At 68.3% G+C, this 24,852-nt stretch carries 19 protein-coding genes and 2 tRNA genes; 7 read left to right on the top strand and 14 right to left on the bottom strand.

Features of this window, described 5'->3' with window-relative positions; all coding sequences use genetic code 11:
• Window position 1: 1 nt before the first annotated feature.
• A tRNA-Leu gene (locus tag QMZ26_RS15210) sits at window positions 2–88 on the top strand.
• Between the two features lie 160 nt (window positions 89–248).
• Here QMZ26_RS15210 and QMZ26_RS15205 read toward each other — a convergent pair.
• Window positions 249–995: a sulfite exporter TauE/SafE family protein gene (locus QMZ26_RS15205; protein ID WP_283221940.1), complete on the bottom strand. Its 747-nt coding sequence runs from the start codon at window positions 993–995 to the stop codon at window positions 249–251.
• Window positions 996–1,091: 96 nt separating this feature from the next.
• On the opposite strand from QMZ26_RS15205, the gene QMZ26_RS15200 reads away from it, so the two are divergent.
• Both QMZ26_RS15200 and QMZ26_RS15195 read left to right on the top strand, forming a co-directional pair.
• Window positions 1,092–1,991 (top strand): LysR family transcriptional regulator, encoded by a 900-nt coding sequence (locus tag QMZ26_RS15200; protein ID WP_108746306.1) that lies wholly within the window; start codon window positions 1,092–1,094, stop codon window positions 1,989–1,991.
• A 50-nt stretch (window positions 1,992–2,041) separates the two neighbouring features.
• Window positions 2,042–2,128: transfer RNA gene (locus QMZ26_RS15195), tRNA-Leu, on the top strand.
• Window positions 2,129–2,279: 151 nt separating this feature from the next.
• Here QMZ26_RS15195 and emrB read toward each other — a convergent pair.
• Genes emrB through QMZ26_RS15175 form a run of 4 tightly spaced genes read right to left on the bottom strand, consistent with a single transcriptional unit; the run spans window position 2,280 to window position 6,997 of the window.
• Window positions 2,280–3,866 (bottom strand): multidrug efflux MFS transporter permease subunit EmrB, encoded by a 1,587-nt coding sequence (gene emrB / locus QMZ26_RS15190; RefSeq protein WP_283221939.1) that lies wholly within the window; start codon window positions 3,864–3,866, stop codon window positions 2,280–2,282.
• Between the two features lie 7 nt (window positions 3,867–3,873).
• On the bottom strand, window positions 3,874–5,052 hold the full coding sequence (gene emrA / locus QMZ26_RS15185; protein WP_079221272.1) for a multidrug efflux MFS transporter periplasmic adaptor subunit EmrA: 1,179 nt from the start codon (window positions 5,050–5,052) through the stop codon (window positions 3,874–3,876).
• Between the two features lie 11 nt (window positions 5,053–5,063).
• A complete protein-coding gene (gene emrC, locus QMZ26_RS15180) occupies window positions 5,064–6,557 on the bottom strand; it encodes a multidrug efflux transporter outer membrane subunit EmrC (protein WP_283221938.1) in 1,494 nt (497 codons plus the stop codon).
• Window positions 6,554–6,997, bottom strand: a complete 444-nt coding sequence (locus QMZ26_RS15175) for a MarR family transcriptional regulator (RefSeq protein WP_108746304.1) — start codon at window positions 6,995–6,997, stop codon at window positions 6,554–6,556. The genes emrC and QMZ26_RS15175 overlap by 4 nt, the downstream gene beginning before the upstream one ends.
• Before the next feature lie 177 nt (window positions 6,998–7,174).
• Between QMZ26_RS15175 and QMZ26_RS15170 the strand changes: the two genes are divergently transcribed.
• A complete protein-coding gene (locus QMZ26_RS15170; protein ID WP_234456210.1) occupies window positions 7,175–8,050 on the top strand; it encodes a helix-turn-helix transcriptional regulator in 876 nt (291 codons plus the stop codon).
• A gap of 59 nt (window positions 8,051–8,109) precedes the next feature.
• Window positions 8,110–10,353: a DNA topoisomerase IV subunit A gene (gene parC / locus QMZ26_RS15165; RefSeq protein ID WP_200732334.1), complete on the top strand. Its 2,244-nt coding sequence runs from the start codon at window positions 8,110–8,112 to the stop codon at window positions 10,351–10,353.
• Between the two features lie 265 nt (window positions 10,354–10,618).
• Here parC and bfr read toward each other — a convergent pair whose 3' ends face one another.
• A complete protein-coding gene (gene bfr, locus QMZ26_RS15160) occupies window positions 10,619–11,107 on the bottom strand; it encodes a bacterioferritin (RefSeq protein ID WP_004151115.1) in 489 nt (162 codons plus the stop codon).
• 124 nt (window positions 11,108–11,231) lie between these two features.
• Between bfr and QMZ26_RS15155 the strand changes: the two genes are divergently transcribed.
• On the top strand, window positions 11,232–13,562 hold the full coding sequence (locus QMZ26_RS15155; protein WP_283221937.1) for a penicillin acylase family protein: 2,331 nt from the start codon (window positions 11,232–11,234) through the stop codon (window positions 13,560–13,562).
• A 72-nt stretch (window positions 13,563–13,634) separates the two neighbouring features.
• Here QMZ26_RS15155 and QMZ26_RS15150 read toward each other — a convergent pair whose 3' ends face one another.
• The 8 genes from QMZ26_RS15150 to map form a co-directional block, all read right to left on the bottom strand.
• Window positions 13,635–15,023 carry a cation:proton antiporter gene (locus QMZ26_RS15150; protein ID WP_283221936.1) on the bottom strand — a complete coding sequence of 463 codons (1,389 nt, stop codon included), beginning with the start codon at window positions 15,021–15,023 and terminating at the stop codon, window positions 13,635–13,637.
• A 141-nt stretch (window positions 15,024–15,164) separates the two neighbouring features.
• The gene (gene asnB / locus QMZ26_RS15145) at window positions 15,165–16,856 is read right to left on the bottom strand and encodes an asparagine synthase B (RefSeq protein ID WP_116863030.1); all 1,692 of its coding nucleotides are present in this window, start codon (window positions 16,854–16,856) and stop codon (window positions 15,165–15,167) included.
• A gap of 376 nt (window positions 16,857–17,232) precedes the next feature.
• Window positions 17,233–18,360 carry a succinyl-diaminopimelate desuccinylase gene (gene dapE, locus QMZ26_RS15140; protein ID WP_283221935.1) on the bottom strand — a complete coding sequence of 376 codons (1,128 nt, stop codon included), beginning with the start codon at window positions 18,358–18,360 and terminating at the stop codon, window positions 17,233–17,235.
• The gene (locus QMZ26_RS15135) at window positions 18,357–18,728 is read right to left on the bottom strand and encodes an arsenate reductase (protein ID WP_174214102.1); all 372 of its coding nucleotides are present in this window, start codon (window positions 18,726–18,728) and stop codon (window positions 18,357–18,359) included. The genes dapE and QMZ26_RS15135 overlap by 4 nt, the downstream gene beginning before the upstream one ends.
• A gap of 31 nt (window positions 18,729–18,759) precedes the next feature.
• On the bottom strand, window positions 18,760–19,626 hold the full coding sequence (locus tag QMZ26_RS15130) for a hypothetical protein (protein WP_283221934.1): 867 nt from the start codon (window positions 19,624–19,626) through the stop codon (window positions 18,760–18,762).
• A gap of 2 nt (window positions 19,627–19,628) precedes the next feature.
• Window positions 19,629–20,678 carry a 2,3,4,5-tetrahydropyridine-2,6-dicarboxylate N-succinyltransferase gene (gene dapD, locus QMZ26_RS15125; protein WP_200732340.1) on the bottom strand — a complete coding sequence of 350 codons (1,050 nt, stop codon included), beginning with the start codon at window positions 20,676–20,678 and terminating at the stop codon, window positions 19,629–19,631.
• The gene (locus QMZ26_RS15120; protein ID WP_079221261.1) at window positions 20,678–23,305 is read right to left on the bottom strand and encodes a [protein-PII] uridylyltransferase; all 2,628 of its coding nucleotides are present in this window, start codon (window positions 23,303–23,305) and stop codon (window positions 20,678–20,680) included. Before QMZ26_RS15120 ends, dapD begins: the two co-directional genes overlap by 1 nt.
• 2 nt (window positions 23,306–23,307) lie before the next feature.
• Window positions 23,308–24,084 (bottom strand): type I methionyl aminopeptidase, encoded by a 777-nt coding sequence (gene map / locus QMZ26_RS15115; protein WP_108747792.1) that lies wholly within the window; start codon window positions 24,082–24,084, stop codon window positions 23,308–23,310.
• A gap of 239 nt (window positions 24,085–24,323) precedes the next feature.
• Between map and QMZ26_RS15110 the strand changes: the two genes are divergently transcribed.
• On the top strand, window positions 24,324–24,851 hold the full coding sequence (locus QMZ26_RS15110) for a spore coat U domain-containing protein (protein ID WP_108746297.1): 528 nt from the start codon (window positions 24,324–24,326) through the stop codon (window positions 24,849–24,851).
• Window position 24,852: the final 1 nt, after the last annotated feature.

Below are 24,852 nucleotides of genomic sequence, written 5' to 3'. Positions count from 1 at the left end.
CGCCCAGGTGGCGGAATTGGTAGACGCACTAGCTTCAGGTGCTAGCGGGGGCAACTTCGTGGAGGTTCGAGTCCTCTCCTGGGCACCATGTCGAGAAAGAAAACAACCCGCTCAGGCGGGTTTTTTCTTGCCCGTGATTCGGGCTTTTATAGCGTCGAGCCATGCTCGACTGCACCGATCCGTAGCGTCGAGCTTGCTCGACTGCTGCAACAATCAGTCGAGCAAGCTCGACGCTGCCCATTCGGGGCTCAGAACAACGGCCGCAGCGCCAGCTCCAAACCCAGCAACAGCAGGAAACCGAGGAAACAGGCGCGGAATACCCGCGCACTGATCCGCTGCCGGATCACCTGCCCCAGCCACATGCCCAGCAGTGCCGGCACCACCGCCAAGGCGCTCAGCCCCAGCTGCTGGATGCCGAACGCGCCGTGCAGCACCAGGCCGGTGGTCAGCGCAATCGTCGACACGGTGAACGCCAACCCCAGCGCCTGCACCAGCTCCTCGCGCTGCATGCCCAGCGACTGCAGGTACGGCACCGCCGGCATCACGAACACACCGGTGGCGCCGGTCACCACGCCGGATATCGCACCCACCAGCGGCCCCAGCCAGCGCTCGCGCCGCTGCGGTACGCGGAACACCGGTGCCAGCAGCGCGTACAGCGCGTACACCACCAGCGCCACGCCCAGTGCAACGCGCGACCAGGTGCGATCCACCCGCACCAGCAGCGCGGCCGAACCCAGCGTCACCACCACCACCGCCAGCATCATCGGCCACAGCCGCCGCACGGTATGCCCCAGCGAAGGGCCGGACAGCAGCTGCCAGGCATTGGTGACGAAGGTGGGGATGAACAGCATCGACGCCGCCGCCACCGGTGACAGCGCGCCACCGAGCAACCCCATCGCCACCGTCGGCAGGCCCATGCCGGTCACGCCCTTGACCACGCCGGCCAGCACGAACACCACCACCAGCAACCCATAGAAGTACAAAGTCTCGTTCATGCCGCCATTGGAGCGGGCGCCGTGCGGGCGCACAATGCGGTCTTCCCGCCCCTGCCTTCGGACCACCCGAAGGCAGCCCCGACCGGAGCACCCCCCATGCGGATGGACATCGCCGATCTGCGCCTGTTCCTGGCCGTGGCTGACGCCGGCAGCATCACCGCCGGCGCCGCACAGGCCAATCTTGCACTGGGCTCGGCCAGCGAGCGCCTGCGCGCGATCGAGGCGGACGCCGGTACCGCACTGCTGAACCGGCATCCACGGGGCGTCAGCCTGACCGAGGCCGGCGCGGCCCTCGCCCACCACGCGCGGCTGATCCTGCAGCAGCAGGCGCAGCTGCGCGGCGAGATGGAAGCCTTCGCCCAGGGTGCGCGCGGCACCCTGCACCTGTATGCCAACACCGCGGCACTGACCAACTACCTGCCCTCACGGCTTGCGCCCTGGCTGGCACAGCGCCCGCGCCTGCACGTGGAGCTGCACGAACGCACCAGCACCGAGGTCGTGCGCGCGCTCAGCGCCGGCCAGGCCGAAGCGGGCATCATCAGCGACGCGGTACCTGCCGAGGGCCTGCAACGGCACGTCGTGTCCGAAGATCCGCTGGTGATGCTGCTGCCTGCCGACCACCGCTTCGCTGCCCGGCGCTCGCTCGACTTCGTCGACGTGCTGGGCGAAACCTTCGTCGCACTCGCCGATGGCAACGCGCTGCAGACCTATGTGGAAGAACTCGCGGGCGAGGCAGGACGCCGGCTCGATGTGCGCATCCGCATGAAGACCTTCGAAGGCCTGTGCACGATGGTGGGCCACGGCATCGGCGTCGGCATCGTGCCGCGCACGATCGCGCGGCAGCATCGGCGCAGCACGCAGACAGTGTGCGTGCCACTTGCAGATGCGTGGGCGCAGCGCCGCCTGTGCGCCTGCTTCGCGGATTGGACGCGCCTGTCGCCGGCGATGCGCAGCCTGCTGCAACACCTCGGCGTACCGCCGCAGAAAAAAGCGTGAAATGTTGTTGACACATCCTCAGTCGTTCCCCATAATTCGTCTCCTGAGTCGCCCAGGTGGCGGAATTGGTAGACGCACTAGCTTCAGGTGCTAGCGGGGGCAACTTCGTGGAGGTTCGAGTCCTCTCCTGGGCACCATGACTCAGCAAATGATCAAACCCGCGAAAGCGGGTTTTTTCATGTCCGGCGTTCGGGCATACCCTCGCAACGCGTGCATGTATCGCGATGGCGCCGCAAACAAAAACCCCGCCTTCCGGCGGGGTTTTGTTTTTCCATCAACACCGATCGATCAATGCCCGCCGGCGGAGGCCGCGCCTGCACCGGCACCGAACGGCGGCTTGGCCAGCCACAGGAACGCGATGATCGCCAGGAACGTCCAGCCCAGCAGGTAGAAGATGTCGTTGAACGCCATCTGCGATGCCTGGTGGTTGATCATGTTGTTGAGCACCGCCGCGCCATGCTGCAGGTCACCCTGCCCCATCGCGGCCACCTGGTCCTGCATGCCCGGCTGGTAGGCCGAGATGTGTTCGGTCAGATCGGCGTGGTGCACCTGGGTACGACGTGCCCACAGCCAGGTGGTCAGCGATGCAGCGAAACTGCCGCCCAGCGTACGCAGGAACGTGGCCAGGCCCGAACCTGCGGCGATCTCGCGACCGTCCAGGTCCGACAGCAGGATCTGCAGCACCGGCATGAAGAACAGCGCGACACCAATGCCCATGATCAGCTGCACGCCGGCCACGTGCGCGTAGTCCACCTGCAGGTTGAAGTCCGAGCGCATGAAGCTGGTGAAGGACAGGAACACGAAGGCGAACGAGGCGATCATGCGCATGTCGAAGCGCGAGGCATACTTGCCCACGAACGGCGTCATGATCACCGGCAGGATGCCGATCGGCGCCGTCGCCAGGCCCGCCCAGATGGCGGTGTAGCCCATGTCACGCTGCAGCCACTGCGGGATCAGCAGCGACACGCTGAAGAACGCCGCATAGGCCACCACCATCGCCAGCGTACCGGCGCGGAAGTTGCGGTGGCGGAACAGCTTCAGGTCGACGATGGGATCCTTGTCGGTCAGTTCCCAGATCAGGAACACCGTCAGCGCCACCACCGCCACGCAGGCCAGCACCACGATCTTCATCGAGGAGAACCAGTCTTCGTCGTTGCCCAGGTCGAGCACCAGCTGCAGCGCGCCCACGCCGATCACCAGGGTGATCAGGCCGACGTAGTCCATCTTCGGCTTTTCAATCTGCTCCGGGCGCCCCTTCAGCTGGTTGCCCACTACCAGCGCGGCGAAGATGCCCAGCGGCACGTTGATCAGGAAGATCCATTCCCAGCTGTAGTTGTCGGTGATCCAGCCACCGAGGATGGGCCCGCAGATCGGCGCCACCACGGTGATCATCGCCAGCAGCGCCAGCGCCTGCCCACGTTTCTCGCGTGGATAGATCGACACCAGCAGCGACTGGGTGATCGGGTACATCGGCCCGGCCACGAAGCCCTGCAGCGCACGCGACACCACCAGCATGCCCATGCTCTGCGCAAGGCCGCACAGCAGCGAGGTGATGACGAAGGCCAGGGTGGCCCAGATGAACAGCTTGCGCTCGCCGAAGCGACGGCTGAGCCAGCCGGTCAGCGGCAGCGCGATGGCCGTGCTGACCGCGAACGAGGTGATGACCCAGGTCGCCTGCTGCGAACTGGCGCCGAGGTTACCGGCGATGGTCGGCAGCGAGACGTTGGCGATGGTGGTGTCGAGCACCTGCATGAACGAGGCCATCGCCAGGCCGACGGTGCACAGGGCCACGCTGGGCGGCAGGAACCCGGAGGCCGCACCCGGCGCCGCCGGTGCGCCCGGAGTGCCGGGCGCCGCTGGAGCTTGTGCGGACATGTCGACCTCAGCCCGCGTTGGCCTGCTGCGGCAGGTTGCCTTCGATGATCGTGTGGATCACCTCATCGGCATCATGCAGCTGCTTGGCATACACATCGGTGTCGAACACCGTGCCCTTGGCGGCGGCGGTCGGCAGCACTTCGCCCTTCTGGTCGCGCAGGCTCACTTCAGCCTTCATCGACAGGCCGATGCGCAGCGGGTGTTCGGCCAGCTGCTTGGCATCGATGGCGATGCGCACCGGCACGCGCTGCACGATCTTGATCCAGTTGCCGCTGGCGTTCTGCGCCGGCAGCAGCGAGAACGCCGAACCGGTGCCCAGGCCCAGGCTTTCGATGCGGCCCTTGTACTTCACGTCACCGGCGTACAGGTCCGACTTCAGCTCCACTTCCTGGCCCAGGCGCATGTGGCGCAGCTGGGTTTCCTTGAAGTTGGCTTCCACCCACATCTGCTCGGTCGGCACCACGGCCATCAGGGCATTGCCCGGCTGCACGCGCTGGCCGACCTGCACCGAACGACGGGCGACAAAACCGGTGACCGGCGCGACGATGCCGGCGCGGGCATTATTGAGGAAGGCCTGGCGCAGCTGCGCAGCAGCGGCCAGCACGTCCGGCTGGGTGGCGATGACGGTGTCATCGACCAGCGCGCGGTTGCGCTCGACGGTCTCGCGCGAACCGGCCACGGCGGCTTCGGCTGCGGCCAGCTCGTCGCGGGCGTGGGCCAGTTCTTCGTTGGAAATGGCGCCGGTGGCGGCCAGGTCCTTGCGGCGGGCGAAATCTTCGCGCACGCGCTTCAGGCTGACCTGGCGGGCGTTCAGGTCCGCCTGCGCGCCCTCCACGCTGCGGTACAGGCCGCGGGTCTGGCGCACGGTCTTGGCCAGGTTGGCTTCGGCCTGCTGCAGGGCGACGGAGGTGTCGGCCGGGTCCAGCTGCACCAGCAGCTGGCCGCGCTCGACGCGCATGCCGTCATCAACGTTGATGGCAACCACGGTGCCGGCCACCAGCGGGGTGATCTGCACCTGGTTGCCCTGCACGTAGGCATCGTCGGTTTCTTCGAACCAACGGCCGAACATGAAGTACCACAGCGCCAGTGCGGCAAGCAGCAGCACGACGATGACGAACAGGCCGCGCAGCAGGTTGCCGCGGCGGTTGGAGGCGGCCGGGGCCGCGGTGTCTTGGGTCTGGCTCATGGCGTGGGTCTTCAGGAATGCGAGGAATCGGAATGGGAGGCGATCGGTGCGGCGTCGGCGTCACTGGGCTGGAAACCACCGCCCAATGCCTTGCTCAGGCGCACCGAGGTCTGCACCTGCTGCGACTGCAGGCCGGCCAGCTGCTGCTGCGACTGCAGCAGGATGGACTGCGCGCTGAGCACGTCCAGGTAGCTGCCGATGCCGGCGCGGTAGCGCTGCTGGGCCAGGTCGAAGGCGGCGCGGGAGGTATCCACCGCCTGCTGCTGTGCCTGCGCCTGCTGGGCCAGCGAACGCACCGCGTTGACCTGGTCGGCCACGTCGCGCAGCGCGTCCAGCACGGCCTGGTTGTAGTTGGCCACCGCCAGGTCGTACTGCGCGTCGGTGTTGTCCAGGTTGGCGCGCAGCTTGCCGCCTTCGAAGATCGGCAGGCTCAGCGCCGGGCCGATGTAGGCGAAGGTGGAGCTGCTCTTCAGCAGGTCGCCCACGTTCGGGGCGACCACGCCGGCCAGCGCGGTCAGGTTGAAGCTCGGATAGAACTTGGTCTTGGCGACCTTGATCTGCTTCTCGGCCGCTTCCACGCGCCAGCGCGCTGCAACGATGTCCGGGCGACGGCCCAGCAGTTCGCTGGGCAGCACGCCCGGCAGCTGCAGGGCCAGCGGGTTCAGCGCCTGCGGGCGTTCGATCGACAGGCCGCGGTCCGGGCCCTTGCCGACCAGCGCGGCCAGCGCGGTGCGGGCGGCGTCGATGCGCTGCTGCGCGGCCAGCAGCTGCTGCTGCGCGGCCGGCACGCGGGCTTCGGCCTGGCGCACCTGCAGGTCGCTGTCGATGCCGGCGCTGCGGCGCTGGCGGGTCAGTTCCAGCGACTTCTGCGAACGTGCCAGTTCTTCCTCGGCCACGTCGTTGAGCTGCCAGGCATAGGCCAGCTCGGCGTAGGCCTGGGCAATGCCGGTGGACAGGTTCAGGCGCGCGGCCTGGGCGTCCACGGTGGCGGCATGGGCGCCATCGACGGCAGCTTCCCAGGCGGCGCGCTTGCCGCCCCACAGGTCGATGCCGTAGCTGAAATCGAAGGCGACCTGGCTGCTGCCGCCATAGCGGCCGCCCAGTTCGTCACCCAGCATGGATTCGGGCAGGCGCAGGCCGGTGTAGCCGCCGGACACGGACAGGCTGGGCAGGCGGTCGGCACGGGCCGTACCCACCTGCGACTGTGCCTGGCGCAGGCGCGCATCGGCCGCGTCCAGGCTGGGGTGGCCGGCCAGGCCTTCGCTGATGAGGGCGTCGAGCTGGGCGTCGCCCAGTGCCTTCCACCAGTCCTGGGCCGGGAAGCCGGTGGCGCTCAGGTCGCTGTCGGCCAGGGTGCGCTCGCTGTGCAGGCTGTCCACGTCGAGCACGTGGCCCTGCGGATTCAGGCCGCGGCTGCTGGCGCAGGCGGCCAGGGCCAGGGCCAGCGCTGAAACCAGCAGCGCGCGCCCGGACCGGCGGAGAGTGGGATGCGGGATCGGGTTCATGGGGTCGTCAGGGAATCGCGGATTCGGGTCAGGAGGGACAACAGCAGCGTGCGTTCGTCGGCGGACAGGTCGCGCAGGGCGAAATCCATCACCGCGTCGCCGCGCTTCTGCAGCCGCGCCCACAGGGCACGGCCTTCATCGGTCAGAACGATCTGCAGGGCCCGCCGGTCCTGGCTGTGCGGCTCGCGGCGCACGCATCCCAGGGCTTCCAGCTTGTCCAGCAGGCGGGTCACCGCGCTGGGCACCTGGTCGATGGCCTGGGCCAGTTCGTTGGCGGTGCACGGGGCCATGCGGGCCAGCAGCTTCAGGCCGATGTAATGGGTGAAGCCGATGCCGAGGTCTTCTTCGGCCATGGAGGCATCGAGCTGGCGGACCAGGCCGTCGCGCACCTGGCGCAGCAGCAGGCCGAAGCTGGGGGGGTTGGAGGACGGACAGATCATGGGGGAGCATTTTCTTCCAAAAAAAATATTTCTCAATGGAAATATTCGATCTGGCATCGAATGCTGTGTTGCAGCAACGGGCTCGATCAGTGAAGGCGCTACCTTAATGGCGCCCGGAACTGGCCCGGTAGTACAATCCAGCCAATGAATGTCACATTCCAGCCACCTCCGCCGGTCATGACGGCAGGTGAACCGGGCCCGCCCACCCTTCTCCGCGAGGTGGCGATGGACTGGTTCGAGCGCAACGATGGCCCGCCGGTCATCGGTTTCCGCTTCGACAGCCCGCAGGGCCTGGCCCGTGAAGTGGACTGGCACCATCACGCCCGGGCGCAGCTGATCTACGTCGAGCGCGGCCTGCTGACCACCCGCACCTCGCACGGCACCTGGTCGCTGGCACCGGGTTCGGCCGGCTGGATGCCGCCGCTGGAACCGCACACGGTCAGCCTGGACGGGCCGATGCGCGGCTGGGGCATGGCCCTGGCGGCGCCGGCCTGCGCCGGGTTGCCCTCCGACCCCTGCGTGCTCGGCCTGTCCAAGCTGGCCCAAGCGGTGGCCGAGCGCATCTGCGAATGGCCGCTGGACTACGTCCTCAGCGACGACCGCGAGCACATCCTCAGCGTCATGCGCGATGAGATCCGCACCGCGCCGCGCCAGCGCATGCACCTGCCGATGCCGCGCGACCGCCGCCTGCTGAAGATCGCCTCGCAACTGCTGGCCGAGCCGTCCGACGAGCGCAGCCTGGCCGAATGGGCGCACTGGGCCGGACTGTCGCCGCGCAGCCTGACCCGCCACTTCCGCGACGAGACCACCCTCAGCTTCGCCCAGTGGCGGCAGCAGGCCCGCCTGGCCGAGGCGCTGCGCCAGCTCAGCGAGGGCCGCAGCGTGGCCGACATCGCCCACGCGCTGGGCTTCAGCAGCGCCAGCGCCTTCGTCACCGTGTTCCGCCGCCACTTCGGCCTGCCGCCCGGGCGCTACCTGGCGCGGGTCGGCCATGGCCTCGAACCGGGGCTGGATCCGGCGCGTGGCTTGGCATCCCCCGCCGCATCCGGATAATCAGTGCATTGAGAGCGCCGACCGCCGTCTTCGCCTCCCGACCAAGGTAACAACGCCGCATGACCGAACCTGCCCGCCCCGTATTCCACGGTTTCGAACAACTGCCGCTGCGCGAGTACGCCGAACGCGCCTACCTCGACTATTCGATGTACGTGGTGCTCGACCGTGCCCTGCCGTTCATCGGCGACGGCCTGAAGCCGGTGCAGCGCCGCATCATCTATTCGATGAGCGAGCTGGGCCTGAATGCCGCGTCCAAGCCGAAGAAGTCCGCGCGCACCGTCGGTGACGTGATCGGTAAATACCACCCGCATGGCGACAGCGCGTGCTACGAGGCGCTGGTGCTGATGGCACAGCCGTTCTCCTACCGCTACCCGCTGATCGAGGGCCAGGGCAACTTCGGCTCCAGCGACGACCCGAAGTCGTTCGCGGCAATGCGCTACACCGAATCCAAGCTGACCCCGATCGCCGAAGTGCTGCTGGGCGAACTGGCCCAGGGCACCACCGACTGGGCGCCGAACTTCGACGGCACCCTGCAGGAACCGACCTGGATGCCGGCGCGCCTGCCGCACCTGCTGCTGAACGGCACCACCGGCATTGCCGTGGGCATGGCCACCGACGTGCCGCCGCACAACCTCAACGAGATCGTCAGCGCGCTGCTGCACCTGCTGGACGATCCCGATGCCAGCGTGCGCGACCTGTGCGAGCACGTGAAGGGCCCGGACTACCCGTCGACCGCCGAGATCATCACCCCGGCCAACGACCTGCGCACGATGTACGAGACCGGCAACGGCAGCGTGCGTGCGCGTGCGACCTTCACCAAGGAAGCGAACAACGTGGTGGTCACCGCGCTGCCGTTCCAGGTGTCGCCGTCGAAGGTGATCGAGCAGATCGCCGCGCAGATGCGCGCCAAGAAGCTGCCGTGGCTGGAAGACATCCGCGATGAATCCGACCATGCCAACCCGGTGCGCGTGGTGCTGGTGCCGCGCTCCAACCGCGTCGATGCCGAGCAGCTGATGGGCCACCTGTTCGCGACCACGGACCTGGAACGCAGCTACCGCGTCAACCTCAACGTGATCGGGCTGGACGGCCGTCCGCAGGTGAAGAACCTGAAGATGCTGCTCAGCGAATGGCTGGCGTTCCGCAGCACCACCGTCACCCGCCGCCTGCAGCACCGCCTGCAGAAGGTCGAGCGCCGCCTGCACCTGTTGGAAGGCCTGCTGGTGGCCTTCCTCAACCTGGACGAGGTGATCCACATCATCCGTACCGAGGACGAACCGAAGGCGGCGCTGATCGCGCGCTTCGGCCTGTCCGAAGACCAGGCCGAGTACATCCTGGAAACCAAGCTGAAGCAGCTGGCCCGCCTGGAAGAGATGAAGATCCGCGGCGAGCAGGACGAGCTGGCCAAGGAGCGCGAGAAGATCCTCGGCATCCTCGACAGCAAGGCCAAGCTGAAGAAGCTGATCCGCGACGAACTGACCGCCGACGCCAAGAAGTTCGGCGACGCACGCCGTTCGCCGCTGGTGCAGCGCCAGGCCGCGCAGGCCATCGACGAGACCGAGCTGGTGCCCAGCGAGCCGATGACCGTCGTGCTGTCGGAGAAGGGCTGGATCCGCGCGGCCAAGGGCCACGACATCGATGCGTCCACCCTGTCCTACCGCGATGGCGATGCCCTGCAGGGTTCGGTGCGCGCGCGCAGCACCCAGCAGGTCGCCTTCCTGGACAGCGAAGGCCGCGCCTACTCGACGCCGGTGCACACCCTGCCCTCGGCACGTGGCAATGGTGAACCGCTGACCGGCCGCTTCTCGCCGGCACCGGGCACCAGCTTCGTCACCCTGGCCAGCGCCGAGCCGGATGCCCGCTTCGTGCTGGCCTCCAGCCACGGCTACGGCTTCGTCACCCGCTTCGAGAACCTGATCGGCCGCAACAAGGCCGGCAAGGCGATGCTGAACCTGTCGTCCGGTTCCTCGGTGCTGACCCCGTCGGCCGTGGCCAACGTGGCCACCGACCGCATCGTGGCGGTGACCAGCTCGGGCAACCTGCTTGCGATCGCCGCCAACGACCTGCCGGAACTGGACAAGGGCAAGGGCAACAAGATCATCGAGATCCCCAAGGCCAAGCTCGCCACCGAGCGGGTGGTGGCGATCGTGGCGATCAGCCCGGGCCAGACCCTGCAGGTGCGCAGCGGCCAGCGCACGATGGGCCTGAAGTTCAACGAGCTCGACGCCTACCTCGGCGCCCGCGCCACCCGCGGCCACCTGCTGCCGCGCGGCTGGCAGAAGGTCGAAGGGTTGTCGGTGGAATGACCGGTAGTGCCGGCCGCTGGCCGGCAACTGCTCCCGGAAATCCAGACACGAAAAAGCCGGGGGTTCCCCGGCTTTTTCGTTTGTCGGCTGGCGGGCGGTGGAGCAGCTGGCGGGCGAAGGCTGGCTGGCGGTGCTCCGGTGCTGGCGGGCGACGTTGCTTTGTGCGCCTGGTATTCCGCCCTTGGTAGAGCCGACTGTTAGTCCGCTGCTCTCCGAAAAGCGGCCGACTAACAGTCGGCCCTACCGGGTCGGTGTGGGCGCCGGCTCAGTGCGCCGGGGCGCCGTTGCCGTCGATCTTGCTCAGCTGGTACAGCTCCAGGCCGATGCGCTTGATCAGGCCCAGCTGCTGCTCCAGCCACCAGGCGTGGTCTTCCTCGGTGTCCTTCAACTGCGCCAGCAGCATGTCGCGGCTCACGTAGTCGCCCTTCTCCTCGCACAGCTTCATGCCGGCGGCGAGATTGTTCCGAACGGCGTATTCAGTATCGAGATCCTTCTGCAGCATCTCTTCCACCGTCTTGCCCGGTTCGGTGGCATGCGGGCGCATGTCCGGGTCGCCGCCCAGGAACAGGATGCGGCGCAGCAGCGCGTCGGCGTGCTGGGTTTCTTCTTCCATCTCGTGGTTCAGGCGTTCGTACAGCGCGAACAGGCCCTGGTCCTCGTAGCGGCGGGAATGGATGAAGTACTGGTCACGGGCAGCAAGCTCGCCGCGCAGCAGTTCCTTCAGGCAGGCGATGACGTCCGGGTTGCCTTTCATGGGGGTGCTCCTGTGGATCGATGCGGCATAGGGTGCCGCATTTCAAAATACGGTGATCTAATCGGAATCAGTCGCAGTTGCGCCTGCGGCTACAATCCCCCCACGAGTGCCGGAAGGACCTGCAATGCGACGTGCCTGGCGTTGGATACTGGCTGTACTCATCGCCATCGTGCTGGTCACCGCACTGGTCCTGTGGCTGCTGCTGCGCGGCAGCCTGGCTGAACTGGAGGGCGAACAGGCCCTGCCCGGCTTGGCCGCGCCGGTCAGCGTCGCGCGTGACGCGCTGGGCGTGGTCACCATCACCGCCGGCAGCCAGGCCGATGCCATGCGCGCGCTCGGCCACGTGCATGCGCAGGAACGCTATTTCGAAATGGACCTGATGCGCCGCAGTGCCGCAGGTGAACTGTCGGCGCTGTTCGGGCCGGTGGCCATCGACGCCGACAAGCGCATGCGCGTGCACCGTCTGCGTGCGCGCACCGAGGCGCACCTGGACGAGGCACTGGGCGACAACCCGCAGGCCGTGCGCGCCTACGTGGACGGTGTCAACGCAGGCCTGGCCGATCTGTCAGTGCGGCCCTGGGCCTACCTGCTGCTGCGGCAGTCGCCCGCGCCCTGGCGGGCCAGCGACAGCGTGCTGGCCGGGCTGGCCATGTATGCCGACCTGCAGGACCCGGACAACCAGAACGAACTGGCGCTGGCGCGCATCCGCGACGTGGTGCCGCCGGCCCTGCACGCACTGCTGGCCCATGATGGCAGCAGCTGGGACGCGCCGCTGCAGGGCGAGCCGCGCGGTGATGCACAGCTGCCCGATGCCGCGCAGCTGGACCTGCGCTCGCTGGCCGCCGCACCCGCGGTGCCTGCCGCCGATGCCGATGCGGTGGGCAGCAACAACTTCGCCGTGGCCGGCGCGCTCACCGCCGATGGCCGCGCCATCATCGCTGACGACATGCACCTGGCCCTGCGCGCACCCAGCCTGTGGTTCCGCGTACGCCTGCGCTACCCGGACCCGAAGGCACCCGGCGGCCAGGTCGACGTCAGTGGCTTCTCGCTGCCCGGCGTACCGGCGGTCATCGTGGGCAGCAACGGGCATGTCGCCTGGGGCTTCACCAACAGCTACATCGACACCGCCGACTTCCGCCGCGAACCGGCCAATGCGGCGGTGACGGTGCACGAAGAACGCATTGCGGTAGCGGGCCAGGGCGACGTCGTGTTGCCGGTGCGCGAAACCGCCTGGGGGCCGATCCTGCACACCCATGCCGACGGCAGTGGCGATGCCCTGCGCTGGGTCGCCCACCTGCCCGGCGCGGTGCGCATGGATTTCGCGGACATGGCCCGCGCCGGCGATCTCGACCAGGCACTGGCAACTGCCGATCACGCGGGCATTCCCGCGCAGAACCTGGTGATCGGCGACCGCAGCGGGCGCATCGCCTGGCGGCTGGTCGGTGCGCGCCCGGACCGTGGCCCCGGCTGCGTGCCGCAGGGCTTCAACACCGCGCAGAACAGCACGGACTGCGCGCCGTGGCCGATCCGCAGCGATGCCGCACCGGCCCTGGTCGATCCGCCCGGGCAGCGCCTGTGGACCGCCAACAGCCGTGTGGTCGACGATGCCACCCTGGCCGTGGTCGGCAATGCCGGCTATGACCTGGGCGCACGCGGCCAGCAGATCCGCAACCTGCTGGCCACCCAGGACCGCTTCGACGAGCACGATCTGCTGGCGATCCAGCTGGACGACCGTGCAGTGTTCCTGCAGCGCTGGTGGGTGCTGCTGCAGCACACCGCCGAGCACAGCGACGACCCGTCATTGAAGCGCCTGGCTGCCGCCAGCGAACACTGGGACGTGCGCGCCTCGACCCATTCAACCAGCTACCGGATCGTGCGCGGTTTCCGCGGCGACGTGCTGGATGCCATCGAGAGCGCGCTGCTGGCACCTGCCAAGGCCAGGCTGGGCGAGGACTACCTGCCGCCGCGGCTTGCGCAGCTGGAAGGCGTGGTCTGGCCGATGCTGGAACAGCGCCCGGCCAACCTGCTGCCGCCGGGCGTGGACAGCTGGGATGCGCTGCTGGCCAAGGCCGCGCACACCCTCGAAGCCGACCTTGAAAAGCAGGGGCCGCTGCAGCAGCGCACCTGGGGCGAGCGCAACGTCGCCGACATCTGCCACCCGGTCTCGCGTGCCCTGCCCGCCTTCACCCGCCGCTGGCTGTGCATGCCCGCCGATCAGCTGCCCGGTGACCGCGACATGCCGCGCGTGCAGGGGCCGAGCTTCGGCGCTTCGCAGCGCATGGTGGTCTCGCCGGGCCACGAAGCCGACGGCATCGTGCACATGCCCGGCGGCCAGAGTGGCCACCCGCTGTCGCCCTATTGGGGCGCCGGCCACGAAGACTGGGTGCATGGCCGCCCCACCCCGTTCCTGCCGGGACCGGCGCAGCACGTGATGAAGCTGGTCCCCGCGCGGTAAATGTAGAGCCGAGCCCATGCTCGGCTGCCTTGGCGCGAAGCCGAGCATGGGCTCGGCTCTACAGAAAACAGATCAGGCCTTGCGGCGCTCGATCAGGTTCAACAATGGGCCGGTCATTGCCGTGGTCACCAGGGCCATGATCACCAGCACCGCGAACAGGCGGTCGCCGAGCAGGCCCAGCTCATAGCCCAGGTTGAGCACGATCAGCTCCATCAGGCCACGGGTGTTCATCAACGCCCCCAGGCGCCAGGCCTCGCGGTTCTCCATGCCGGTGCTGCGCGCGGCACTCCAGGTGCCCAGCAGCTTGCCAGCGGTTGCCACCACGATCACCACCGCGCACAGCAGCAGATCGCTGGTCTGCAACGCATCGGCGCGCATGCGCAGGCCGGTCATGGCGAAGAACAGCGGCAGCAGCAGGGTCGCGGCGAAGGGTTCGACCCTGGCCACCAGCAGGTCGCGCAGCTGCGTGTTGGAGGACACCGCCACGCCGGCAGCGAACGCGCCGAACAGCGCGTGGATGCCCAGCACCTCGGTGACCAGCGCACTGGCCAGTGACAGCAGCAGGATGCCCAGCAGCCAGCGGCCCTCACGGCCCGGCGCGATCTGCTGGCGGGCAAACCACGGCTTGACCGCGCCCAGCATCAGCGCGATGAACAGCACCACGCAGACCAGGTTGATGCTGGCCGACAGCCAGCCGGTGGCCTGTGCAGCAGCGACGATCAGCGCCAGCATGCACCACGCCGTGGCATCGCCCAGCGCCGCACAGGCGATGGACGTCTGCCCCAGCGGCGTCTGCGTGATGCCGCGGTCGGCAAGGATGCGCAGCAGCACCGGGAAGGCGGTGATGCTCATGGAAATGCCGACGAACAGCGCGAACGCAGTGAAGCCGACGCCCTGCGGTCCATGTTCGGGATAGAGCCAGATGGCCAGCCCCACGCCCAGCACGAACGGCAGGGCGATGCCGGCATGGCTGACAGTGAAGGCGAATCTGCGACGGCCGCGCAGCGCGCCGAGGTCGAGTTCGGCACCGGCCACCAGCAGGAACATCAGCACGCCCAGCTGGCTGAGCATGCCCAGCGGCCCCAGCGACGCAGCCGGGAACAAGGCACCATGCAGCTGTGGCAGCAGGCTGCCCAGCACCAACGGGCCCATCATCAGGCCGGCCGCCATTTCGCCGATCACCGCCGGCTGGCCGAAATACTTCAACAGGGCGCCCGCGCCCTTGGCCACCAGCAGCAGCACCAGCAGCTGCAGCAGGAACAGGCCCAGCGGCGAGGACAGGTGGTGGGCCCAGTCAGTGCCGACCACGGCTTCGGCCTTGGCCGCGACCGACGGCACGCCCGGCCCGGCATAACGCGCCAGCGCCAGGCCGATCGCCAGCGGAACACCGGCCCAGGCCAGGTAACGCCACCCCCACTTCGTTGGCGGCACGCTGCCCCCGGTCTGTACGTCCATGAACATTCCCCAATGCGCAGGGGGCCGATGATACGTCCTTCTTCGCGCGCCCGCCGGGCATGGCCCGGCGCTACCGGGGAAGGTAGCGCCGGGCCATGCCCGGCGGAAACATTCTGCGGCAGCGCCGGGCCGTGCCCGGCGGAATCATCAGGCCAGGGCCTGCTCGTGGACGCCGGCGATGGCGCGGCCGGACGGGTCGGCGGCGGCGGCGAAGCTGGCATCCCAGGCGATGGCGGCCGGCGATGAACAGGCGATCGACTTGCCGCCCGGCACGGTTTCCGCCGCGGCACGGCTCGGGAAGAACTGCTCGAACAGGTGGCGATAGTAGTACGCCTCCTTGGTCTGCGGCGGGTTGTGCGGGAAGCGCTTGTCAGCCGCCGCCAGCACGCGGTCGCTCACCTGCGCCTCGGCGTGCGCCTTCAGGCCATCGATCCAGCCGTAGCCGACGCCATCGCTGAACTGCTCTTTCTGCCGCCACAGGATGCTGTCAGGCAGGTAGCCATCGAAGGCTTCGCGCAGCACCGCCTTTTCGATGCGGCGGCCACCGAAACCGGCGCCGACCATCTTGTGCGCGGCGTCGAAGCGCATCGCCACATCGAGGAACTCGCGGTCGAGGAACGGCACGCGCGGCTCCACGCCCCAGGCCATCATCGACTTGTTGGCGCGCAGGCAGTCGTAGTTGTGCAGGGCATCGAGCTTGCGCACCAGTTCCTGGTGGAATTCGCGCGCATCCGGCGCCTTGTGGAAGTACAGGTAGCCACCGAAGATCTCGTCGCTGCCCTCGCCGGACAGCACCATCTTCACGCCCATCGCCTTGATCCGGCGCGCCAGCAGGAACATCGGCGTGGAGGCACGGATGGTGGTGACGTCGTAGGTCTCGATGTGGCGGATCACTTCCGGCAGCACGTCCAGGCCTTCCTCGAAGCTGTATTCGAAACCGTGGTGGACGGTGCCCAGTGCTTCGGCGGCGATGGCGGCAGCGGCCAGGTCGGGCGAACCCTTCAGGCCGATCGCGAAGGAATGCAGGCGCGGCCACCAGGCCTCGCTCTGGCCGCCATCCTCGATGCGGCGGCGTGCATAGCGGGCGGCCACGGCGGCCACCAGCGAGGAATCGAGGCCACCGGACAGCAGCACGCCGTAGGGCACGTCGCTCATCAGCTGGCGCTCGACGGCCTGTTCGAACGCCTGGCGCAGTTCGGCCAGGTCGGCCTGGCGGCCTTCCACGTCGGCATACTCGCGCCACGGCTGCTGGTAGTAGCGCACCAGTTCACCGCTGGCGCTGTCGTAGTAATGGCCCGGCGGAAACTGCGCGACGTCGGCGCAGGAATCGACCAGTGCCTTCATTTCCGAGGCCACGCGCAGGCGTCCCTGCGCATCGTGGCCCCAGTACAGCGGCACCACGCCGACCGGGTCGCGAGCGACCAGCACGCGGCCGGCATCGCGATCCCACAGTGCGAAGGCGAAGATGCCGTTGAGCTGTTCCAGCCACTGCGCCGGCGAGCCGCCCTGGCGGTACAGCGCGTTGATCACCTCGCAGTCCGAACCGGTCTGGAAGTCATACGCGGTGGTCAGCGCGGCCTTCAGGGCCTGGTGGTTGTAGATCTCGCCGTTGACCGCCAGGGCCAGCTGGCCGTCGGCCGACAGCAGCGGCTGCGAGCCGCCGGCCGGGTCGACGATGGCCAGGCGCTCGTGGACCAGCAGCGCGCCTTCGTCCAGGTACACGCCGCTCCAGTCCGGGCCGCGGTGGCGCTGGCGCTGCGACAGTTCCAGCGCGTGGCGGCGCAGGGCGGGAAGATCGTCACCGGCCTGCAGGCCGAAGATTCCGAAGATCGAACACATGGGTGGCGCTCCTGTTGTGGGGGATTACACGGCGGGAAGGTGTTCGACCGGCCAACCAGGCCCGGGAGGGCTGCACCCGGGCACAAAAAAAACCCGCATCGGCCGATGCGGGTTTTCTGGTGTCCGGGCGTATGTTGCTGTCTATCTACCCAGGGCGCAGTCCCGCATCGGCCGCGCACGATTGTTCGTGCGCAGATTATTGCGGTTGGTATTGTTGACGGCGGTGGCCAAGTGGATCGACATGGCACTGACCGTAACGCGGTTTTTGGGGGCGTGCAACAGTTGCGTTGGCAACCACAGGAGCCGTGCCGACCAACGGTCGGCACCCACCAACTGCGGGGTTGCCACCGGCACCCACCTGGGCGGGATTGCGGGGTTACGCCAGCAGGCGCTCCACCAGCCGCTGGTACAGCCCCGGCAGGGCGTCCAGCTCGTCCACGCGCACGTTCTCGTCCACCTGGTGGATGCTGGCGTTGACCGGCCCCACTTCGATGCACTGCGCACCCAGCGGTGCGATGAAGCGCGCATCGGACGTGCCGCCCCCGGTGCTCTCTTCCGGCGCACGGCCGATGTGCTCGGCCAGCACCGCACGCGCGGCCGCACGCAGCGGGCCTTCCGGGGTGTAGAACGGCTCGCCGCTGCGGTGCCACTTCAGCGTGTGCTGCAGGCCATGCCGGTCCAGCAACGCGGTGATCTCCGCTTCCAGCTTCGGTGCATCCCAGTGCGGGTTGTAGCGGATGTTGAAATCCACCTCCAGTTCCCCGGGGATCACGTTGTTGGCGCCGGTGCCGGCGTGGATGTTGGAAATCTGCAGGCTGGTCGGCGGGAAGCTTTCATAGCCCTCGTCCCAGCGCCGTGCACTCAGTTCAGCCAGCGCAGGCGCCGCCTGGTGGATGGGATTGCGCGCCTTCTCCGGGTAGGCCACGTGGCCCTGCACGCCCTGCACGCGCAGCTTGGCCGACAGGCTGCCACGACGGCCGACACGCAGCAGGTCGCCCAGCGTCGCCGTCGACGAGGGCTCGCCGGTGATGCACCAGTCGATGCGCTGGCCGCGCTCGGCAAACAGGCGCGCGACCTGGCGCACGCCGTCGATGGCGTCGCCTTCCTCGTTGCTGGTGAGCAGCACGGCCAGCGTGCCGGCATGGTCCGGGTGGGCGGCAACAAACTGCTCGGCAGCGATGACGAAGGCTGCCACGCTGCCTTTCATGTCCGCGGCGCCGCGGCCGTACAGCACGCCGTCGCGGATCTCCGGGGTGAACGGATCGCTCTGCCACGCCTCGCGCGGGCCCGGCGGCACCACGTCGGTGTGGCCGAGCAGCACCAGCACCGGCGCACCGCCGCCGTGGGTCGCCCACAGGTTGTCGACCTCGCCCAGGCGCAGGTGCTCGCACTGGAAGCCTGCCTGCTGCAGGCGTGCGGACAGCAGCGCCTGGCAACCCGCATCATCCGGTGTTACCGACGGCCGCGCGATCAGCTCGCAGGCCAGGTCGAGGACGGCGCTCACGCGCCACCCACGCCGAAGCGGGCCTTGAAGCCGTTGTCACTGAAGCCCTGGCTGACCGTGCCATCGGCGGTCACCACCACAGGGCGCTTGATCAGCTGCGGGTACTCGCGCAGCAGCAGCTTCCACTCGGCATCCGAGTCGGCAGCCTTGCGGTTGTCCGGCAGCTGCCGCCACGTGGTGGAGGACTTGTTGACCATCGCGCCCAGGCCGCCCAGCTGCGCGGCCCACTCCAGCAGGGTCTCCGGGCTGGGCTTGTTGTCGCGGTAGTCGACGAAGGTGTAAGGCACGCCGAAGCGGTCCAGCCACTTGGTCGCCTTCTTGCAGGTATCGCAGTTCTTCAAACCGTAGACAGTGGTGCTCATGGCCATCTGTGATGCAGGAAAACAGGTGGCCAGAATCTCACAAGAGGCGCTCGGACACGACCCGGAACGGCACCGTCGGCAGGCGGAATGCCAGGCCTTCGGCCAGGTCCACGCCCATCGCCTGCAGCCGCGGGCAGTGCTGCCCGCCCTGCAGCTGCAACGGTTGCAGCCGGGCGATATCCACCGGCAGATCGATGCGGGTAGTGGCCCAGCGCTGGTCGCAGGTGCGGGCGATGGCTTCGTCCTGGCAGGCCAGGAAGCGCAGCAGGGCCGCGTGGCCACCACAGGCCGCCGCCCACGCCGGATGATTCCAGCCGTCGGCCGCGCACCACCGCAGGTGCAGGGCCGGGGCACTGCCCTGCCCGCCTTCGATCAGGGTGTGCCCACCGCCATCGGCATGCACCCCATGCTCAAAGCGCGTGGACAGATGCGGCTGCATGGCATCGCTGAACGCGCGCGCGCCGGCCACGAAGGCAAGCTGGTCCATCACGTTGCGGTCGAACAGCACCACCGGCGTGCCCTGCGGGTCGTCGTCGCGGCGCAGGTACCAGCGCCAGTTGCTCTGCCGGGGCGAAGGCATCAACGCACGCAGCGGGCCGGCCGCACGCGGGCCGAAGTGGCCGTGGCGATAGCTGAGGATGGTGTACGGGGTACGCCCTTCATGCACGACGTAATGGTGGCCCGGGGGTGGCAGCGGCGCGTGCCGCACGTCCACCCACCAGCTGGCGTAGACCACGTCGCGCACATCGCTGGCCAGCGCGGGCATGGGCCAGCGCCGCGACAGCGCGCGGCGCAGCCGGGTCCACTGCGGGGCATGCAACAGGCGCGGCAGCATCCGCCCGAACACAGTGTCGGACGGATGCCGGTAGATCGCGGACTGCGCCAGGTCTTCCAGCGCAGTCACCTTCAGTCGGCCAGGCCGCGCAGCAGGTCGTTGACGCTGGTCTTGCTGCGGGTCTTCGCATCGACCTGCTTGACGATCACCGCGCAGTACAGCGAATGGGTGCCGTCCTTGCTCGGCAGCGAGCCGGACACCACCACGCTGTACGGCGGGATGTAGCCGTAGGTGATCTCGCCGGTGGCGCGGTTGTAGATGCGGGTGCTCTGGCTGAGGAACACGCCCATGCCGATCACGCTGTGGTGGCCGACGACCACGCCTTCCACCACTTCCGAACGCGCACCGATGAAGCAGTGGTCTTCGATGATGGTCGGGCTGGCCTGCAGCGGCTCGAGCACGCCACCGATGCCGGCGCCGCCGGACAGGTGGCAGTGCTGGCCGATCTGCGCGCAGGAACCGACGGTGGCCCAGGTGTCGACCATGGTGCCTTCGCCCACGTAAGCGCCGATGTTGGTGAAGCTCGGCATCAGCACCACGTCCTTGCCGAAGTACGTGCCGCGGCGGGCGATCGCACCCGGCACCACGCGCACGCCACCACGGCGGAACTTCGCTTCGTCATAGCCGGCAAAGCGCGATTCGACCTTGTCCCAGAACGGCGCCGGGCGCGCGTCGACCACGGCCATGTCGTTGACGCGGAAATACAGCAGCACCGCCTTCTTCAACCACTCGTTGACCTTCCAGCCGCCGTGGCCGTCCGGCTCGGCGACACGGAATTCACCGGTTTCCAGGCCATCGATCACGCGGTTGACCAGCGGCCGGGTGGAACCTTCCAGCTCATGCAGGGTCAGCGTGGCGCGGCGCTCGAAGGCGCTCTCGATGCCGAACTTCAGTTCTTCCACGCCCGGCACCGGCGGCTTGCGCAGCGACTTGCGGGCGATGGTTTCGGCGCGGGCGACTTCGGTGCTCTTGGCCGGGGCCTTCTTCGCGACCGGCTTCTTCGCAGCGGCAGCCTTCTTCACCGGCGCCTTGGCCGGGGCGGCCTTCTTCGGTGCAGCAGTCTTTTTCGCCGCTGCGCTCTTGGCGGTCGCAGCAGTCTTCTTCACAGGCTTGGTGGCCATCAGGTGGGGTCTCCGGCGTTTCGATCAGGGTCCAGGCAGGCCAGCATCGCGTCATGCAGCTGCTGCCGGGCGGGTTCGGTCAGGGGGAGGTCGTGTTCGTCACTGATCACGAAGGTGTCTTCGGCGCGTTCGCCGAACGTGGCAATGCGCGCGTCATGCACGCGCAGGCCCTGGTTGCGCAGCACGAACGCCACGTCGGCCAGCAGGCCGGGGCGGTCGGGCGCGACCAGGGCAAAACGGGTTGCGCCGGGCTCATCGCGGAACTCGATGCGCGGGGCGAAACGGAAGTGGCGCAGCTGCCGTGGCACCACCCGCCGCGACGGGCGCAGGCGGGTCAGGTCGCCACTCAGCGCTTCGCGCAACGCAGCTTCCAGGTTGGCACTGCTGCCATCGGCAAAGGTATCGGCCGGGCTCACTTCGAAGGTATCGAAAATGGTGTCGGACGGACCGTCCAGCACGCGTGCGCGATGGATGCCGTAGCCCTTGCGGTCCAGGGTCATCACGATCGCCGCGAACAGGCCATCACGGTCCGGCGAGTGCACGAACACTTCCAGTGCCGGGTCGTCCACGCTGATCCGGCGCACCTTCACCAGGGTGTGGCCCTGCTTGATCGGCACCAGCGCCGAGGCCTGCCAGGCCAGCTGCTCCGGGCGCAGGCGCATGAACCCTTCGTCGGGCATCACCGCGAACTGGCGGTCGATGGTGGCATCGTCGTAGCCCTGCTCGCGCACCAGCGCGCGCACGCTGTCGCGCGCCTCGGCCACGCGCTCGGCGGGCGGCACCGGGTGTTCCAGGCCCTCGCGCAGCGCGCGCCGGGTGGCGAAGTACAGGTCGGCCAGCAGCCGGTCCTTCCACGCGTTCCACAGCTTGGGGCTGGTGCCGGCGATGTCGGCGCAGGTCAGCAGGTACAGGTAGTCGAGGCGATCACGGCTGCCGACCAGGGTGGCGAAGCGATGGATCACCACCGGATCGGCGATGTCCTGCTTCTGCGCGGTCACCGACATGCGCAGGTGCTGCTCCACCAGCCAAGCCACCAGCTCGGTATCGGTGCCGCTCAGTGCATGGGCGTGGCAGAACGCGCGCGCGTCCACCGCGCCAAGCTCGGAATGGTCGCCGCCGCGGCCCTTGGCGATGTCGTGGAACAGGCCCGCCAGCAGCAACAGCTCGGGCTTGCGCAGGCGCGGCCAGACTTCGTGGGCGATCGAGAAACGTTCATCGGCACGGCTGCTGGCGAACAGCCCGATGTTGCGCAGGACCATCAGCGTGTGCTGGTCGACCGTATAGACATGGAACAGGTCGAACTGCATGCGCCCGCTGACCTGGGCGAAGGCGGGAATCCACTGCCCGAGCACGCCCAGCCGCGCCATGCGCGAAAGCGTGTCGACCGGGCGCTGGCCACGCAGCAGGGCCATGAACTGCTCGCGTGCATTGGCGTCGGCGCGGTCGTAGGCCGGCAGCAGCGGCAGCGCCTCGGCCAGCGCGCGTGCGGTGAGCGAATGCAGGCCGCGCACCTGCGGGTTGTTGGCCCAGCCAGCAAACAGGGCGAAAACCTGGCCGACATCACCGCACGGCCACTCCGCATCGTTGGCGGCCAGGTAGCCACGGCGCAGCGAAAAGCCCACGGTGAGGGGTTCAGGCTGCGCCTCGCCGTCGAACTGTTCCTCGAAACGCTGCAGCAGGCGGTCGCTGATCCGGCGCACCACCAAAGCGGCGCGGTAGAACCCCTGCATCATTTTCTCGACGCCCAGGTTCTCGGCGTCGTCTTCGAAGCCCAGGCGCGCGGCCAGGGTCTTCTGGTAATCAAAGCGCAGGCGTTCTTCCGGGCGCCGCGCCACCAGGTGCAGGCCGAAACGCAGGCGTGCCAGCACCGCGCGCTCGCGCTTCAGCGCGGCGGCTTCATCGGCGCCCAGGTGGCCCAGCCCGACCAGTGCTTCCAGGTCACGCACGCCGAAGGCGCGCAGCGCCATCCAGCCCAGGGTGTTGAGATCGCGCAGGCCACCGGGGCCGTCCTTCAGGTCCGGCTCCAGGTTGTCGGCGGTATCGCCGAAGCGCTGGTGGCGGTTGCGCAGTTCTTCCAGCTTGGCCAGGAAAAACGTGCGCGCCGGCCACAGCTCGCGGTCATCGATGGCCCCGCGCAGCGCGCGCCGCGCGGCCTCGTCGGCCACGATCGGGCGCGCTTCGATCAGTGCGGTCAGCACGGTCTGGTCGGCGGCCGCCTCGCGGCACTGCGCCGCCGAACGCACGGCATGGCTGACCGCCAGGCCGCAGTCCCACAGCAGCGCGAACAAGCGCGAAAGCCCGGCTTCATGGGCCAGCTGCGCCGGCGCATCGCCGAACACCAGCAGGTCGATGTCCGAGCGCGGGAACAGTTCGCCACGCCCGTAGCCACCCACCGCGAACACCGACAGGCCACTGCCGGCCGGCACGCAGCGCTGCCAGGCCAGCCGGATCAGGTGGTCGGCCGCGCGTGCGCGCAGCGCGATCAAGCGCTCGATGTTGTCGCCCTGGTCGAAGCGGCGGTACAGGCGCGCATCGGCCTGCTGCAGCGCCTGCCGTGCGGCAGACGCCCATTCGGGATCGTCGAGCGAATCGGCCGGCGCGTCCAGCAGTGAACCCGCCGGCAGCATCGTCAGGAGACCTGCGATTCGCCCGGCGACAGGGTCAGCACGTCCACGCCGGTCTCGGTGACCGCGATCATGTGCTCCCACTGCGCCGACAGCTTGCGGTCCTTGGTCACCACGGTCCAGCCATCCGGCAGCACCTTGTTGTAGCGGGTGCCCTCGTTGATCATCGGCTCGATGGTGAAGGTCATGCCCGGCTGCAGCACCAGGCCCTGGCCCGGGCGGCCGTAATGCACCACCTGCGGCTCATCGTGGTAGACCTTGCCGATGCCGTGGCCGCAGTACTCGCGCACCACGCTGAAACGCTCGCCTTCGGCATAGCTCTGGATGGCATGGCCGATGTCGCCCAGGGTGGCGCCCGGACGCACCGCGCGGATGCCGCGCCACATGGCTTCGTAGGTGGCTTCCACCAGGCGGCGGGCCATCACCGACGGCGTGCCGACGAAGTACATGCGGCTGGTGTCGCCGTGCCAGCCGTCCTTGATGACGGTGACGTCGATGTTGATGATGTCGCCATCCTTGAGCACCTTCCCTTCGCTGGGGATGCCGTGGCAGATGACATTGTTGACCGAGGTGCACACGCTCTTGGGGAAGCCGCGGTAGCCGACGTTGGCCGGCGTGGCGCCCTGCACGTTCACGATGTGGTCGTGGCAGATGCGGTCCAGCTCCTCGGTGGTGACACCGGGCTTGACGTGGGGGGTGACGATGTCGAGCACTTCGCTGGCCAGGCGGCCGGCGATGCGCATCGCCTCGATTTCCTGCGGGGTTTTCAGATTCACGCTCATGGCACCCATTATCGCCGATCCGGCCACAATCTGAACGAACGCCACCCAACTGGGCGCATCGACGATGCACGGATCCGGCAAGGAGCCCGGAAACGTGACCCGCCCCACGCTTTGTCAGACGTAATTATCACTGAATACAGACACTTACCCACTCTAGGCTGAACAGGACCGTCGTCAACGCGGTGCAGAACGTGCCGCTCCGACCTGTCCAACAGACCCTCGGGTCAGGGAGGTTGTACATGCGATCTGCACTGCGTTCCCCCATCACCTGGGCCGCGGCCCTGCTGCTGGCCGGCCCCGCATCGGCGGCCGACACCACGACATTCAATGTCCTGCTGACCATCAACAAGGCCTGCACCATCACCGCTGCCGCCGCGACCAACGTCAACTTCGGCAACGCAGACGCCAGTTCGACCACGCCGCTCAATGCCCAGGGCACGCTGACCGCCCAGTGCAGCGTGACCACCCCCTACACGATCGCGCTCAATGCCGGCCTCAACGCGGGGACCGCAGCCGACGTGACAACGCGGCGCATGCGCAATACCGATACCGGCGTGACCGCCAACAACTTCGTCGGCTACCAGCTGTACCAGGATGCTGGGCACAGCGTGGTCTGGGGCTCCACCACCGGCACCAACACCCAGGCAGGCACCGGCACGGGCGCCAACCAGGTCTACCAGGTCTACGGCCAGGTGGCCAACCCGAGCGTCAACAACGCCGCGCCGGGCGCCTACCAGGACACCATCACCGCCACGATCACCTATTGAG

The sequence above is a fragment of the Stenotrophomonas sp. PFBMAA-4 genome (assembly GCF_030053215.1).
GTDB lineage: Bacteria > Pseudomonadota > Gammaproteobacteria > Xanthomonadales > Xanthomonadaceae > Stenotrophomonas.
Note: the sequence above shows the minus strand (reverse complement) of the source record. Positions and strands in the feature narration are given on the sequence as shown.